General features: G+C 37.5%; 13 protein-coding genes. 11 read left to right on the top strand and 2 right to left on the bottom strand.

Features of this window, described 5'->3' with window-relative positions; genetic code table 11:
* Window positions 1-5 precede the first annotated feature (5 nt).
* From FHR85_RS07985 to FHR85_RS07965, 5 genes are all read left to right on the top strand, one after another.
* Window positions 6-641, top strand: coding sequence for a class A sortase (locus FHR85_RS07985; protein ID WP_167262348.1), 636 nt, complete (start codon window positions 6-8; stop codon window positions 639-641).
* Between the two features lie 210 nt (window positions 642-851).
* A complete protein-coding gene (locus tag FHR85_RS07980) occupies window positions 852-3944 on the top strand; it encodes an ATP-binding protein (RefSeq protein ID WP_167262347.1) in 3093 nt (1030 codons plus the stop codon).
* Window positions 3925-5061 (top strand): response regulator, encoded by a 1137-nt coding sequence (locus tag FHR85_RS07975; RefSeq protein ID WP_167262346.1) that lies wholly within the window; start codon window positions 3925-3927, stop codon window positions 5059-5061. Before FHR85_RS07980 ends, FHR85_RS07975 begins: the two co-directional genes overlap by 20 nt.
* Before the next feature lie 166 nt (window positions 5062-5227).
* Window positions 5228-5977 (top strand): NAD(+) synthase, encoded by a 750-nt coding sequence (nadE, locus tag FHR85_RS07970; protein ID WP_167262345.1) that lies wholly within the window; start codon window positions 5228-5230, stop codon window positions 5975-5977.
* Window positions 5977-6519, top strand: a complete 543-nt coding sequence (locus FHR85_RS07965; RefSeq protein WP_167262344.1) for a cysteine hydrolase family protein — start codon at window positions 5977-5979, stop codon at window positions 6517-6519. The genes nadE and FHR85_RS07965 overlap by 1 nt, the downstream gene beginning before the upstream one ends.
* A gap of 50 nt (window positions 6520-6569) precedes the next feature.
* Here the strand turns inward: FHR85_RS07965 and nadA are convergent, their stop codons facing one another.
* Window positions 6570-7670, bottom strand: coding sequence for a quinolinate synthase NadA (gene nadA / locus FHR85_RS07960; RefSeq protein ID WP_167262343.1), 1101 nt, complete (start codon window positions 7668-7670; stop codon window positions 6570-6572).
* Window positions 7671-7672: 2 nt separating this feature from the next.
* Window positions 7673-8521 carry a carboxylating nicotinate-nucleotide diphosphorylase gene (gene nadC / locus FHR85_RS07955; RefSeq protein WP_167262342.1) on the bottom strand — a complete coding sequence of 283 codons (849 nt, stop codon included), beginning with the start codon at window positions 8519-8521 and terminating at the stop codon, window positions 7673-7675.
* A gap of 107 nt (window positions 8522-8628) precedes the next feature.
* On the opposite strand from nadC, the gene FHR85_RS07950 reads away from it, so the two are divergent.
* The 6 genes from FHR85_RS07950 (at window position 8629) to gap (ending at window position 14537) form a co-directional block, all read left to right on the top strand.
* Window positions 8629-9753, top strand: a complete 1125-nt coding sequence (locus FHR85_RS07950; protein WP_167262341.1) for an IscS subfamily cysteine desulfurase — start codon at window positions 8629-8631, stop codon at window positions 9751-9753.
* A gap of 6 nt (window positions 9754-9759) precedes the next feature.
* The gene (locus tag FHR85_RS07945) at window positions 9760-10299 is read left to right on the top strand and encodes a transcription repressor NadR (RefSeq protein WP_167262340.1); all 540 of its coding nucleotides are present in this window, start codon (window positions 9760-9762) and stop codon (window positions 10297-10299) included.
* Window positions 10300-10449: 150 nt separating this feature from the next.
* Entirely contained in the window at window positions 10450-11865 is a 1416-nt protein-coding gene (locus FHR85_RS07940) for an alanine/glycine:cation symporter family protein (RefSeq protein WP_167262339.1), read from the top strand.
* A gap of 201 nt (window positions 11866-12066) precedes the next feature.
* Window positions 12067-12324, top strand: a complete 258-nt coding sequence (locus tag FHR85_RS07935; RefSeq protein WP_167262338.1) for a glutaredoxin family protein — start codon at window positions 12067-12069, stop codon at window positions 12322-12324.
* A gap of 156 nt (window positions 12325-12480) precedes the next feature.
* Window positions 12481-13503 (top strand): sugar-binding transcriptional regulator, encoded by a 1023-nt coding sequence (locus tag FHR85_RS07930; protein WP_167262337.1) that lies wholly within the window; start codon window positions 12481-12483, stop codon window positions 13501-13503.
* Window positions 13504-13526: 23 nt separating this feature from the next.
* Window positions 13527-14537, top strand: coding sequence for a type I glyceraldehyde-3-phosphate dehydrogenase (gene gap, locus FHR85_RS07925; RefSeq protein WP_167262336.1), 1011 nt, complete (start codon window positions 13527-13529; stop codon window positions 14535-14537).
* The last annotated feature ends 64 nt before the right edge of the window (window positions 14538-14601 follow it).

Raw genomic sequence — 14601 nt, 5'->3', positions numbered from 1 at the left:
TGTCGTTGAAGAAAACGATAGCTATTACGATGATCGTCTTAGGGATTGTATTGGTAAGTTATCAACCAATGCTAGATTATATAATCAAACCATATTTATTGGATAAAGAGTATGATGAAGCATTGAATGTATCGCATGAGACCATTACGGCTAACACGACAGTTAGCCGTGACCCTCAATTTGATTTTGATGCGATAGATTCGCTGGACTCATCTGAAATCAATGATATTGACATTAAAAAAGAGAATGTCTTGGGCTCTATTTCAGTTCCATCTGTTTCAATGGAGTTGCCGATTTTATACGGAACGACGAATAAGAGTTTAAACGTTGGAGCAGGGACTATGAAACCTGATCAACAAATGGGGAAAGGCAACTACGCTTTAGCCGGACACAATAATACAAACCGTTCGTTACTTTTTGCTCCAATTCGTGATATTGAAGAAGGAGATGCCATGATTCTTTCAGACGGGAAGCGGCAGTATGTCTATGAAATGGTTGACAGTGAAGTTGTTGAGCCCCATCGAACTGATGTCATTGATGATGTAGAAGGTGAGGAAAGATTGACACTTGTCAGCTGTTACAGTGACGATGGCTCAGATCGTATTATTGTTTATGGTGAATTCCAAAAGGTAGTTGAATGATTAAAAAATTTGAAAAGATTTAATTAACCGCCAGTAATGAATTGAGCCCTACTTTCATTACTGGCGGTATCTTTAGTGAATAAGGTTGAGATGTTATAAAAGACTTAGAAAACTGGATGTATACATGAATAAATATTAAGGATTTATTCAGAAATGATTTGTTATTAATGGTATAATTTTGTTAAATGATCTTCTAGGGGTTTCAGTAATATGGGCAAAGCTAATCAATTGAACCACAAAAAATTAATTTTATATATTGTCCTATTTGTATCAATTCTATCAGTGTGTCGTTTTGCTTGGGTAATGCTATTTGATCACAATATAGAGCGCCCGGAAATACAAAATGGTGTGATTGATTTAAGAGACTCCGACTCTATTTATGAAGGCACAATTGAACTAGGTGGTAAATGGTTGTTTTCACCTAATCAATTGTTCACAGTTGGCTCACAAGTAAGTGATGAAAGTCAATATACTACTGTGCCTCATGATTGGTCTGATGATACTTCTTCTTCCTATAATTATGGTACGTATCATTTAAAAGTTTTGGTAAACGAAAACTCGCAAGAAACTTATAGTATAAAAGTACCTAGTGCAAGAACCGCCTCAGAGTTATACGTAAACGGTGAACAGGTTGCTAAATCAGGGGATGTTTCATCTAATCAGAGTCAATTCACTGCTAAAAACTTACCTTACACTGTTTCTGTCGCCCCTAATGATGCAGGAGTAATAGATATTACATTACAAGTCGCAAATTTTGTAGAACAGAGTGAAGGTGGTTTAGCAAGGTCTGTTACTTTTGGAGAGTCTTCAATCATCAGAACGGACAATCTATTTAGTTATTCAATGCAAATAATTGTAATGGTTGCTTTTATAATACATGCTATCTATGCAATTGGGTTATTTATTATAAACGATCGTAATTGGAACTTTATCCATATCTCATTGTTATTATTAGGAGCTATTGTAACACATTCTTTAGGAAGTCATGAAAAATTATTAGCTTATTGGTTTCAGCTTGAATATGATTGGAATATTAAACTTGCTCATTTAGCAACATTAGTTATTTTATTTTCACTTTGGATGATCATTAAAAATGATACTGTTAAATTTAACTTTATTCCTCGATGGGTAATATGTTCAGTGTTTTCATCAGTGACTGTTGTATTGTTAGTAATATCAGTTGATCAGGCGATTTATTTGCAAGATGTCTTCTCATCTTTGCTTATATTTGGTCTTATTGGAGCAATTGCTATTATTTATAGACAAACTAATAACAAGAGTAGAGAATCATTATGGTTATTACTGGCATTATTATCGTTATTACATAGCTATATATGGTGGGGGATTTGGATTGAACAAGGGATTAATATTACCTATTATCCTATTGATTTAGTTGTAACGATTGGTTGTTTTTCAATCATGTGGTTAGGGAAGTACATGTCAATTTACCGACATTCTAAAGATCAGGCGGTCAAATTGACAAGAGTTGCTGAAGAGAAGGATGATTTCCTTGCTAAAACATCTCATGAATTACGAGACCCATTGCATAATATTATCAATTTAACTCAGACGACTTTGAAAAGAAATGAGCACATGTTGGATGAAAAGAGTACTAAGGAGTTAGAAACTGTTGTTTTATCAAGTAATAGGTTATCGTTATTGTTAGATGATTTATTTGAAATGGCAAATCTTAAGATTACAGAACCCAAAATCCAATTCGATTCCTTTTATTTGCAGTCTATTATTTCGGGAGTTCTAGATCTGTTTTATTTTAAGCTTGATGATCGTAAAGTTCGTTTAATAAATGATGTCTCGGATCAATTGCCACCGATTTATGCAGATGAAAAACGAGTGATTCAAATTTTGTACAATCTTATTCATAATGCTGTTAAATTTACATGTGAAGGTGACATTGTTGTAAGTGCGAAACGAACCCAAGATAAAATATCTGTAACAGTTGCCGATTCAGGTGACGGCATGGATAACGATACGTTAAACTACGTTTTTATTCCTTATGAACAAGGTGAGCAAAAAGCTGCTGAATCAGAAGGAATAGGACTAGGTTTAAGTATTAGTAAACAGTTAGTTGAGTTACATGGTGAACAAATTTTTGTAGAATCTGCACCTAGTAAAGGGACAGTTACAACGTTCACATTACAAGTAAGTGATAGCAACCCTGTACATGATTCTAATACATCATTAGTAACAAGCAATGTTAACAATAGATCCACATTTATCGGTGAAAGTAAGTTTGAAAATACTAGTGCGAACCATCCTAGGGTCTTAGTAGTTGATGATGATGTTACTAATTTAAATGTAATTGAATCGATTCTAGTAGATGAGAATTATGAGATTACGTCTACGACTGATGGTCTAGAATTATTAAGAAATTTAGATTTAAAACAATGGGATTTATTGATCATTGATATCATGATGCCAAGGGTTTCAGGATTTGATTTAACCGATAAGATTCGCAAACGATATAGTAGCTCAGAATTACCAATTCTATTATTAACTGCTAGACAAGATACAAGTGATATTGTTACTGGATTAAAGGTTGGTGCCAATGATTATATAACTAAGCCTGTCAATGCTAAAGAATTACAATTAAGAGTGCGTAATTTAATTAATATTAATCGATCTATCCAGAAACAATTAGAAACGGAATCTAAATGGTTACAAGCTCAAATTCAACCGCATTTTATCTTCAACACATTAAACACAATTAACGCGTTAAGTAATATTGATGTTAGAAAGATGAATCAACTGATTGAAGAGTTCAGTCATTTACTAAGAAATAAATTTAATTTTGACTCATTTGATCATTCGATTCCTGTTAGTGAGGAATTGTCCATAGTTAACTCTTTCTTATATATTGAACAACTTCGATTTGGGGATAAGCTGCAAGTTAGTTGGGATGTTGAGGATACTGAATCATTTTATATCCCGAGGCTAACAATCCAACCAATTGTGGAGAATGCTATTAAACACGGTATTTTAAAACAAGTAGAAGGTGGAAAAATTGAAATCAAAGCTTTTAGAAGAAAGGATTATTTGCGAATAATTATTAAAGATAATGGCGTTGGAATGGCTGATGAAACAGTCCAATCTATTAAGAGTATTGATCACCATTCAAGTCATGGAATAGGCGTGATTAATACAAATTGGAGACTGAAGAAACATTCCTCTTCTGGCTTAGTTATTAGAAGTCGAGTTGGGGTTGGGACAATCATTGCTTTTAATATTCCTAAGCATACAGACAATGTTCATGGAGGTGACTTATATGAGAACAGTTCTTATTGACGACGAACCTTTAGCATTGGATTATTTAAACAAACAGTTATCACGTCTTGAGGCTTATTGTGTTGTGAGTCAGTTTAAGAATCCTGACGAGGCAATTCAATGGGTAGAAACAAATCAAGTTGAAGTAGTGTTTTTAGACATAGAAATGCCTGGTTTCAATGGTATTGAGGTGGCAGAACAACTATTAGAGAAAGATTCTCGTTTAGAAATTGTTTTCGTAACAGCCTATGATCGTTATGCAATAAAAGCATTTGATTTAAATGCTTTAGATTATCTATTAAAACCTTTCACTTTGAGTCGACTGAAAGATACAACAGATCGGTTAATCAAGCATTTCCAATTAACTGATAATCAACATAAGGATCAAAAATCGCATCTGTTTATCCAGTTGTTTAAAGAACCAGCTATTTATGAAAATGATTTTTATGTTTCTATTAAGTGGAGAACATCTAAGGCGCAGCAATTGTTTTATTACTTAATCCATAACCGCCAAAGAACAGTCAGTAAAGATGAGTTAATTGAGCTTCTTTGGCCAGAATTCGAAATGGATAAAGCTTTAACACAACTATATGCGACAATTTATCAAGTTCGTAAGACTTTAAGACGATTTGCAGGAAACATTGAAGTTCAAAGTTTGGGGACTGGCTATAAGGTTATGCTTTATAATGTCAAAGTTGATGTGGATATATGTGAGGATTTCATGAATGAAGAACATCCGTTAACAGAACAAACGATAAATGATTATGAATTGATTATGAGTTATTTAAAAGGTGATTACTTTGAAGGCTATGATTATTTATGGACATATGATGAACAACTTAGATTTAAGTTTTTATGGATTATTAACAAAACCAAAATGATTGAATGGTATCGTGCTCAAAATTATATGGATAAAGCAGTAGAACATGCATTGGATATTCAACAAAGGTATCCTTTAGAAGAAGAAGGTTATTATGAATTGATGAGAACTTTTGCATTCACTGGAGATAGCCAACAAGTAGAAAATTATTATTGCAAACTTGTGACCATTTTGAAAGATGAGTTAGATATTGTACCAAGCGTGAAAATTACTAGTTGGTACAATAACTGGGTGAATCAACTAAGTGAAAAGAATTAAATTAGCAATAAAAAATCTTATAAAGTCTATTGGTAAGATAAACTGCCAATTTTAAATTCTTTATCATAACCACTAACTAAATTGAGTTGGTGGTATTTTTATTTGTTGGATGTTTGAGAATTCGCATTAAAGGTATATTACAACTAGAAGTTCAAGGAGGGTTTCGATGGAAGAGCGGATTGATTATATCGTCAACTGGATGCAAGATTATGTGGATGATGCCGGTGCTGATGGAGTTATTGTTGGTGTGAGTGGTGGCATTGATTCAGCTTTGGCTGCAGCATTGATGCAGCGTGGCTTTCCAGGACGCTCACTAGGCGTCATCATGCCAATTAATCAAACGGTTACTGATCAAACTGATGCACTGGCTTTAGTTCATACATTAGATATGCCGTATTATGGAATAGAATTAACCGAAACGTATCAAACACAAATTAAAACGATTCAAGCTCAATTACAAGAGCAGTGGAATTATGAACAGGAACAGTTGGTGAAAGCAAATTTACAGGCACGTATTCGTATGGGTACGCTATATGCTTTAGCTCAGAATTTTAAATATTTAGTGGTTGGTACAGGTAATATGGCCGAAACCTATACAGGCTACTTCACGAAATATGGTGACGGAGCAGCAGATATGGAGCCTCTTCGTAATTTAACGAAGAAAGAAGTTTATGAAATGTCCGAATATCTCGGTGTGTCCGATGCGATTCTAGATAAACAACCGAGTGCTGGTTTGTGGGAAGGCCAGACGGATGAGCAAGAAATGGGCGTATCTTATGACCACATCGATGCGTTTCTGCAAGGTGAAAAGATTCCGGAAAAATCAGCTGATATTATTGAATCCTTGCATAAACGTTCAGCTCATAAACGTGAAGTACCACCTGGCCCTAAGCCGTATCAAAAAGGTGATGTTTAATGGCCAATCAAGCGTTACTTATTATCGACATGATTAATCGAATGGATTTTGTCGGTGCGGAAAATTTATACGCTAATACGGTAGACATCGTTGAACCGATTGTTGAGTTAAAACAGTTAGCCAAACAAGAAGGGATACCCGTTATATATGTGAATGACAATTTTGGCATGTGGAAGAAATCCTATGACGAATTAGTCGACTATTGTTCAGATGGTATGGGAAAAGGCTGGATTGATCGATTAAGTCCAACTGAAGATGATTATTTCATTTATAAGCCCAAGCATTCTGGCTTTTACGGCACGCAATTAAATTTGATGTTGCAAGACTTAGGAATTGATCATCTCATTATGACAGGTATTGCGGGTGATATGTGCGTTTTATTTACCGCTAAAGATGCTTATATCGAAGGCTATTCGATGTGGGTACCTGAAAATGCGATTGCTTCAGAAGAACAAGTATACAATGAAGCAGCTCTGCATATTATTCACAGGCTCACATCATGTGACATCTCAAAATTTGATGGCAAAATTCACGAAGCATGATTAATAAAAGGTTCAAATACGGTGAACTCGTATTTGAACCTTTTTTAGTGTTATCGATTTAACATCCGCTCTAATGCAGCTGTTGCTTGATCGCTTGTCGCTTGATCAACTGTGATCTGATTCATAGGTTCGCCTTGTCTTAAGGAATCCAAACACCAAGCGAGATGAGGCAGGTCAATGCGATTCATCGTTAAACAAGGACACATGTGAGGATTCAACGATATGATGTGCTTATCAGGATTTTCTTTAATAAGTCGCTTCACGAGATTCATTTCGGTTCCGATTGCCCATTCACTTCCTGGTGGCGCTTCTTCAATTGTTTGGATAATATGCCGTGTCGAACCAGCATCATCTGAAAGTTCGACAACTTCCCGTTTACATTCAGGGTGGACAATGATGTTCATATTTGGATCCTGTTCACGGACTGCCTCGACATTATGAACGGTAAAGTTTTCGTGTACAGAACAATGTCCTTTCCACAAAATGACTTTAATATCCTCGAGATCCCCGTCATAGATTAACGTTTCCAAGATGGGATCCCATACGGCCATTTGTTCCAAAGGTATGCCAAGATCATAAGCTGTGTTCCGACCGAGATGTTGGTCGGGTAAAAATAAAATCCGTTCCTTTTGACTAAAGGCCCACGTCATCATCTGCTCGCAATTAGATGACGTTGTCGTTGCGCCACCATATTTACCGACAAAGGCTTTGATTGCAGCTGTAGAATTTACATAAGTCATCGGCAAAATTGTATCTCCAAGTTGATTAGTTAATTGTTCCCATGCTCGTTCTGTTTGGTTGATGTCAGCCATGTCGGCCATCGAACAACCTGCACGTAAGTCTGGTAAATAAACGTGCTGATCCTCATCTGATAAAATATCGGCCGTTTCTGCCATGAAATGGACCCCGCAAAAGACGATATGTTTTGCTGATGTATGAGCGGATTTCCGGGCTAATTCAAGTGAGTCACCACGAGCATCAGCAAAGGCAATCACTTCATCTTTCTGATAGTGGTGCCCAGGTATAAACAACTCGTCACCTAATTCATCCTTTGCTTGTTGAATAATCTGATTTAGACGGTCATGATCCAATTCTTTATAGTGTTCAGGAATTTGTGATACGGATTGTTCTATTTGTTGTAACAATGACATCGTTATACACGCTCCTTAATCGGCTGATGAGTAGCGCTTAGGTCTAGCGCTTGGATATGATGGGTTAAGTACCCCATTGAAATAATATCAATCGGTAATCCGCGGTATTGTGATAAATCTTCTGGTGTGATTCCACCAGATAATTCAATGGTTATGGAGTCAGGGATCAGTTTTACCCAGTCGGTTATAGTCGTTATGTCAGTATTATCTATCATAATCACGTCGACGTCTGCTTCAATGGCTTTTAGTAATTGCTCTTTGTCGTCGATTTCGACCTCGATTTTAATCATATGGCCGATTTGCCTTCGAATTTGATGAATCGCTTTTTGAATCGATCCGAAGAAGGCGATATGATTATCTTTAATTAAAACTGCGTCATCCAGGCGTAGCCTGTGATTGACTCCGCCTCCTACACGAACAGCATATTTTTCTAGCATTCTTAGTCCAGGTGTTGTTTTCCGCGTATCGGAAATACGAATATGGTGATCATTTAAATTTTCGACAGCCTGTGCCGTTGTAGTCGCAATACCTGATAAACGTTGAATCATGTTTAAAATAACCCGTTCACCTTTTAATAATGTGTTGATGGGTCCCGTTATGTAAGCAATGGCATCGCCTGGCGTAATATTTTCTCCGTCACGTACTAATAATTCAATATGCATGGTGTCATCTAGTAAAGTATAGCCCTCATAAATAATAGATTCACCGCAAAAAATACCTGATTCTTTCGCTGTGATCATAAGTTCGCTTCGGTCATGTTCATTAAATAAGTGATCAGTTGTCACGTCATAATCCCCGATGTCTTCATTAAAGAAATCAGTCAGCATTTGCTTTAACTTCAATTTGTTCAATATTCCCCAACCCCTTTATCACTTTGCGTTTACATGTGTCTTGACACCTATATTTACATATTATTAAATGAATAGCAAGGTGATGTTTTGAAAAAGGGGGATGTTGAGTGATTTATTTAGATTATGCTGCAACAACACCGATGAGCGATACGGCACTGAATGCTTATGTGAAATCAGCACGTCAATATTTTGGCAATGCGAATAGTATGCATGATTTGGGAAGTGAAGCTGAACAGGTTGTCCAAGTTTGCAAAAAGCAATTAGGTCAATTTGTTGGGGCTGAATCAGATCAAATTTATTTTACTAGTGGCGGTTCGATGGGAAATTGGTTAGCTTTAGAGCATTTGAAGCAGCAAGCAGTTGGAGATCATGTCATTTTATCAGCTGGTGAACATAATTCGCTTCGTCAAATGGAAGAGACGTTTAGACAAGAAGGGTATCAAGTGAGTGTGGTCCCATTTAATTCAAATGGTGTAATTGATTTAGACCATTTGAATGAGGTGTTAAGTGAAAAGACAGCGATTGTTTGTGTGCAACATAGTAATGGCGAAATAGGCACGCTTCAGCCTATTGAACAAATTAGTAAACTGTGTGCTGACTATCAGGCATTATTACATGTTGATGCTGTACAGAGTTTTGGAAAAGTAGACTTATCAAAGATCTCAGATTATGTTGATAGTTTGGCTGTTTCCAGTCATAAAATTTACGGCCCTAAAGGTGCAGGCTTTATTTATTTAAAAGAACATCCGAAATATGATCCGGCAAGCATGGCACAAAAATGGTTGAAAGGAAACACGGTAGATGTTCCAAGTGTGGTTGCCATGACATCTGCTTGTGAGGAAGCGGTTGAACGAATCGAAGAAGAACGCCACTATCAATCTCACTTAAGGACATTGTTCAAAGAATCGCTTATTGAACCAAGTGCGATAAAATTTTTCGAAGGAGAAAAATCGATTCAATTACCTTCGATCATCGGGATGGCGATCGAACGTATGGAAGGGCAGTATGTTATGTTAGAATGTAATCGACATAATATTGCGATCTCAACAGGTAGTGCGTGTGATGTGCGCTATCAACAATCAGCGAATGCAATGAACGCCTTGCAGATGGATGATGAAACAGCAAGGCAATTCTTCCGCATTTCATTTGGTCGTTATACAACTTATGATGAGGTAAAACAGCTAGCTGCATGCATAAATACATTAATCGAAACGAATGTTTTAATGAGGTGAATTCCGATGGCCAACCAACGATTGTCGAGCGATGAGCGAAGGCAACATATTTTAAATAAGTTAAAAGAAGAAAATGAACCGCAAACGGGTAAAGAGCTATCTGAAACGTATCAGGTTAGTCGGCAAGTAATTGTTGGCGATGTTGCGTTGTTAAAAGCGCAAAATGAGCCGATTATGTCCACGAGCCAAGGTTATGTTTACATGCGAGATCAAGCGGAAACTCATCGGTTTGAACGAACGATTGCGTGTCGTCACAATCGCGATCAAACCGAAGAAGAACTGACGATTTTAGTCGACCACGGAGTGTACGTGAAAGATGTCATTGTCGACCATCCAATTTACGGAGAATTTAAAGCAGTTTTACATATTTCCAATCGAGTCGATGTCAGGCGATTTATCGAACAAATTCAGTCATCAGAAGCGGCTTTATTGTCGGAATTAACAGGCGGAGTTCATCTGCATACAATCGCAGCAGACGATGAGACACTTCTCAATGAAGCAGAGCAAGCATTAAATGAGCGTGGTTTGTTAGTGAAAGACGTATGATTGATTCGAAACTCGGCAAAGGCCGAGTTTTTTTGCACGTTGACTAGTAAAAATTTTGAGATTCTATGCGTTAAAAACACAAAAAAACAATTCATTTGTCGCTAAAAAATTGATAAAATGATGACAACTATTTAGAAAGGAGAGGTGAAAATGGATTTTCTTAGTACATTAATTGGGATTGGTAACCAAATATTTTGGGATTATTTATTAGTTTATTTATTAATTTTTGCAGGACTATTCTTTACATTATACAGTCGCTTTGTTCAGTTCCGATTGTTTCCGGAAATGTTCAAGGTTATTCGCGAAGAAGCGGTTGAACAAAGTGGTAAGCGCGGAACAAATGCCTTTCAAGCGTTTAGTATTAGTATTGCATCACGTGTCGGGACAGGTAACTTAGCTGGTGTCGCTTTAGCCGTTGCGATAGGTGGTCCAGGTGCTGTCTTTTGGATGTGGATGATTGCGCTAATTGGCATGGCGACGGCGTTTATCGAAAGTACGCTTGCGCAAGTGTATAAAGTGCCCGATGAAAATGGGTTTCGCGGTGGTCCAGCCTATTATATTGAAAAAGCACTCGGCCAACGTTGGATGGCTGTATTATTCGCAGTATTAATTACAATTACATTCGGATTAGTATTTAATGCGGTACAAGCGAATACGATTTCAGGTGCTGTTGAGAAAGCATTTGATATTGATCCAATTGTGACGGGAATTGTACTCGTTGTTTTAGCCGGTATTATTATTTTCGGTGGTATTAAGCGAATTGCGGTTGTCTCAGGAACCATTGTGCCGATTATGGCGGTCATTTATGTCTTAGTCTCACTGGTCGTTGTGTTTATGAACTTGTCTGAAGTACCTCGTATTTTCATGATGATTGTGTCACATGCATTTGGCTTAGAACAGGCTGTTGGTGGCGGTGCTGGCGCTGCATTGATGCAAGGAATTAGACGTGGTTTATTCTCAAACGAAGCAGGTATGGGTAGTGCGCCAAACGCTGCTGCGACAGCAGGCGTTAGTCACCCAGCGAAGCAAGGTCTCGTGCAGTCATTAGCTGTCTTTTTTGATACAATTGTGGTTTGTTCACTGACGGCGTTTGTGATTTTGTTATACAGTGACTTTGCGAGTCATACAGAAGACGGCATTCAGTTAACCCAGACTGCTTTAAGTGCGCAAATTGGGGATTGGGCTGTTATTTTCTTAGCTGTGACGATCTTCTTATTCGCGTTCAGTTCATTAATTGGTAACTATTATTATGGTGAATCAAATATTGATTTCTTAAAACATAGTAAATTATGGCGTAACGTTTATCGCTTTGTCGTGCTATTTATGGTTATGTTCGGTTCGCTAGCTTCCATTGATATTGTTTGGAATATGGCTGACTTATTTATGGCGATGATGGCAACAGTCAACTTAATTGCTATACTATTACTCAGTCGCATTGCTTTCCGCGTTTTAGGTGATTATATCCAACAACGTAAAGATGGCTATGATCCAGAGTTTCAAGCTAGTAAGCATGGCCTGAAAAATGTTGAGTGGTGGGGCGAGCAAGATAAGCACCAGGATTCTTAAAATTGTTTAATCCGAAAGTATCCTTGAAACAGGATACTTTCGGATTTTTAATGTTTGAATTATTATAGGATATGGGAATGTTAGTGGTTAGGAGCTTTGATAGCGATTCGACTTTAATCAAGGATCGGAATGGACCCACTAATTTATAAAAGGTCGTTTATTTATGACCGTCATCTGAAACGGATAAGGAGTGTTCACCAAATGGCCCGTGACAGCGCAATAGTCTATTTTTATACGAAACAAAACTGTAAATTATGTGAAGACGTGAAACAATTGTTGCAAATTTTGCAGATGGATTATCATTTTTCAATTGTTGAGCAAAATATTTATCAAGATGAGCGATTACTTGAGGATTACTTTTTGTTGATTCCAGTTGTACGCATAGGATCACGCGAATTATCAGCCGATTCAATTTCATTCGCTACATTAGAACAATTTTTGCAAGAACACCTTACTTAATATTTGAAATCAGTAAGGGGTTCTGCTATTCTAATAGTAGATTATTTTTTTGCTGTAAGCGGGACATTTTTTGACTCACCAAAGGTCAATCGATGTCCACCACCATAACTGAGTAAGTAGAGTTATAAGACAAGGTGATAAGAAGGTGATGTCTTTTTGCACCGTATTTTTGATTTTCAAAAGAAGTTAGTACCTGATCTGTTAGAGAAGATGGATGCCAGGTATCATGTGTTAAAGATGATTGGCCAGACTGAACCGGTCGGTCGGCGTTCATTAGCTGAGCAATTAGGTAAAACAGAACGCCAAATGCGAAGTGAAACTGAGTTTTTAGATGAACAAGGCTTAATTTCAATTACTTCCAAAGGGATGTATGTTACCCAAGATGGTTCAGAGGTCATCCGCGCTTATCACCAAGTATTGAAAGAAGGTTCAGACCTTGATTTCATGGAGCAACAGCTCATGGAACGTCTGCCTGTAGAGCAAGTGAAAGTTGTTCCGGGTGATGAGGATACGTCACCACATGAAGTTAAATCATTATTAGGGAAAGAGGCGGCTAATTTATTGATTGCGTTTTATCATGGTGATTCAGTTGTGACAGTCACAGGTGGTTCGACGATGGCTGCGGTTGCCGATTACCTGCAACCAGTCGATGGCGTGAAACCACTATTTGTTCCTGCGCGTGGTGGTTTAGGTGACTTGCATGAATACCAGGCCAACTCGATTTGTGTCAAAATGGCGTCGCAGACAGATGGCGAATACCGATTGTTGTATGTCCCTGATTCAATTGGTGAAGAATTACATGCAAAAATGCAAGAAGAACCGACCATTGTTGAAGTATTACAGTTGATGAAGCAAGCCGATATCGTGATTCATGGAATCGGTGATGCTGAGACTATGGCGAAACGGCGTAAGACAGCAGCTGAAACATTAAATAAAATTAACGAACATCAAGCTGTTGGTGAATCTTTTGGTTATTACTTCGACAAAAACGGGAAAACTGTACACAGAGTCAATTCGATTGGTTTAGCCATGGATGATTTAAAAGAACGAAGTCGAATGATCACCGTTGCTGGCGGTCGTTCGAAATGTGAAGCCATTTCTGCTTATTTGAAATGGGGAGAAAGTGATGTCTTAGTAATTGATGAGGTTATTGCTCGTCATTTACTTGAAGAATATTAATTAAAAAATGGGAGGCATTTTTTATGGCAGTAAAAATAGGAATTAACGGATTTGGAAGAATTGGACGTCGCGTGTTTCGTGCAGCGTTAAACAATGATGATGTAGAAATTGTTGCAATCAATGATTTAACAGATGCTAATATGTTAGCGCACTTACTTAAATACGACACAGTTCACGGCACACTACCAGAAGATGTGGAAGCAAAAGGTGAAAACCTACTCGTAGATGGTAAAGAAATTAAAGTAATGTCAGAACGCGATCCAGCTAATTTAGGTTGGGGTGACTTAGGTGTTGAGGTTGTGATTGAATCAACAGGCCTATTCACGAAGCGTGAAGATTCTCAAAAACACATCGATGCTGGTGCGAAGAAAGTCATTATCTCTGCTCCAGGTAAGCAAGAAGATAAGACACTGTTAATGGGTGTTAACCAAAGCGATTATGACCCTAAAGCACACAATATCGTTTCTAACGCGTCATGTACGACAAACTGCTTAGCACCAGTTGCTAAAGTACTAAGTGATAAATTCGGATTAAATCGCGGTATTATGACAACCGTACACTCGTATACGAACGATCAACAAATTCTAGACTTACCACATAAAGATTATCGTCGTGCACGTGCGGCTGCGCAAAACATTATCCCAACAACAACAGGTGCAGCTGAGGTCGTTGGTAAAGTCCTACCAGAAGTTGATGGTAAATTAACAGGTATGGCAATGCGCGTCCCTTCACCAAACGTTTCACTCGTTGACTTAACAGCAGAGCTAGACAAAGATGTAACAGTTGAAGACGTTAATAATGCACTTAAAGAAGCAGCTGAAGGTGAACTAAAAGGCATTCTAGGCTACAGTGACTTACAGCTAGTATCATCTGATTACAATGGTGACCCACATTCTTCAATAGTTGATGGTGATTCAACATTAGTAATGGAAGATAATATGGTTAAAGTTGTTTCTTGGTATGACAACGAATCAGGCTATTCTAACCGTTGTGTAGATTTAGCTGTTTATATGGCAGAACAAGGCTTAGAGTAAATAACACAGCGAGTAAGTGTTTCTTTATCACAAGACTTGTTCTAAAATAGAAGGAGGGACTAGA

Origin of the sequence: Alkalibacillus almallahensis (assembly GCF_011761495.1) — a bacterium.
GTDB lineage: Bacteria > Bacillota > Bacilli > Bacillales > Alkalibacillaceae > Alkalibacillus > Alkalibacillus almallahensis.
Note: the sequence above shows the minus strand (reverse complement) of the source record. Positions and strands in the feature narration are given on the sequence as shown.

What these genes read in the sequence shown, in the direction of transcription:
- gap (WP_167262336.1), top strand. Translation starts at nt 13,527, where the DNA reads ATGGCAGTAAAAATAGGAATTAACGGATTTGGAAGAATTGGACGTCGC.
- FHR85_RS07935 (WP_167262338.1), top strand. Translation starts at nt 12,067, where the DNA reads ATGGCCCGTGACAGCGCAATAGTCTATTTTTATACGAAACAAAACTGT.
- FHR85_RS07965 (WP_167262344.1), top strand. Translation starts at nt 5,977, where the DNA reads ATGGCCAATCAAGCGTTACTTATTATCGACATGATTAATCGAATGGAT.
- FHR85_RS07980 (WP_167262347.1), top strand. Translation starts at nt 852, where the DNA reads ATGGGCAAAGCTAATCAATTGAACCACAAAAAATTAATTTTATATATT.
- FHR85_RS07975 (WP_167262346.1), top strand. Translation starts at nt 3,925, where the DNA reads ATGAGAACAGTTCTTATTGACGACGAACCTTTAGCATTGGATTATTTA.
- nadE (WP_167262345.1), top strand. Translation starts at nt 5,228, where the DNA reads ATGGAAGAGCGGATTGATTATATCGTCAACTGGATGCAAGATTATGTG.
- FHR85_RS07940 (WP_167262339.1), top strand. Translation starts at nt 10,450, where the DNA reads ATGGATTTTCTTAGTACATTAATTGGGATTGGTAACCAAATATTTTGG.
- nadA (WP_167262343.1), bottom strand. Translation starts at nt 7,670, where the DNA reads ATGTCATTGTTACAACAAATAGAACAATCCGTATCACAAATTCCTGAA.
- FHR85_RS07945 (WP_167262340.1), top strand. Translation starts at nt 9,760, where the DNA reads ATGGCCAACCAACGATTGTCGAGCGATGAGCGAAGGCAACATATTTTA.